Raw genomic sequence first — 1,178 nt, 5'->3', positions numbered from 1 at the left:
CGACCCCACAATAAAAATTCCAAAACCTTTCTTCCCTGATTACAAGCTCCCATAAAAATCCTAAGCGGGAAAAACCGAGCAAAGCGACGACCCGATTTTTGTTTCTCGAATGAGAAACGCGGAAGCGTGCATTACTGAAAAATCATCACGAATTGGCTAGGGGTGAAAAATCAAAAAAAAGGCATCTGAAAAGGGGGCAAAAATGGGGATTTTTGGGGTGTTTTTCCTTGTATTTATTATTAAGGGATAACTTCGATTCTTAAAATATGGCTGTGAGCCTTATGTGGTGTGGTTTTGGGGTGTATTTGACAGATAGATAAAAAGCCCGTAAATTTTGATGTGCGACCAACAAAACTTAAACGAGCTTTTTAATGACTCAATCTTGCCACAATTCCGATCTTGGAATCAATTTTTTAACAGAAATTTCACCTCATGAAGTTTCTTGGGATGAACATCGTTCTGATGCTGAATCCGTTAAAATTCTCTATAACTACTCCATTGAACTTTCAAAATATGCAGATCGCATTAACGGCTGTTCAGGCATTTTGAAATTTGGCGTTAATCCCGATGAGGGAAAATTAGTTCTCAAGCAAGCATTTTTTTGCCGTGTTCGTCATTGCCCTGTGTGTCAGTGGCGCAGATCTCTACTTTGGAGGGCGGTTATGTTTCAGCAATTGCCAAATATTCAGGAACGCTTTCCTACCCATCGTTGGGTATTTCTAACCCTCACCGTGAAAAACCCACCTGTTACCGAATTGCGTGACACCTTGAAGCACATGAATGATTCATGGAAGCGATTGATTGAAACCAAGCGGTTTAAGTCGGGTGTAGCAGGTTTTTTAAGAACAACGGAAGTAACCAGGGGAAACGATGGAAAAATGATGGCACATCCGCATTTTCATGCCTTGCTATTGGTTAAGCCTAGTTACTTCACGATTAATTATATAAAACAAGGTGATTGGGTCGAAATGTGGGCAAAAGCCTTGAGAGCTGACTACTTGCCATCGGTGAACGTGAAAGCCGTAAAAGCCACTTTAGACGAAAAAGGGCGTAAGCAACTCGATAAAGCAATCTGTGAAACGCTCAAATACAGCGTAAAACCGTCTGATTTGGCTTTAGAGGGCGATAAGGGTGCTTGGTTGCATGAGATGACCAAACAAGTCCATAAGATGCGTTTT

At 41.2% G+C, this 1,178-nt stretch carries 1 protein-coding gene; it reads left to right on the top strand.

What is annotated here, in order from left to right; translation table 11 throughout:
* Positions 1-371: 371 nt before the first annotated feature.
* On the top strand, positions 372-1,178 hold an 807-nt coding region (locus ACVOMB_RS21050; protein ID WP_481532935.1), incomplete at its 3' end, for a protein rep.

The organism is Stenotrophomonas sp. STEN018, assembly GCF_056760235.1.
The sequence above is the reverse complement of the archived record's forward strand: the minus strand, read 5'-3'. Positions and strand labels throughout refer to the sequence as shown.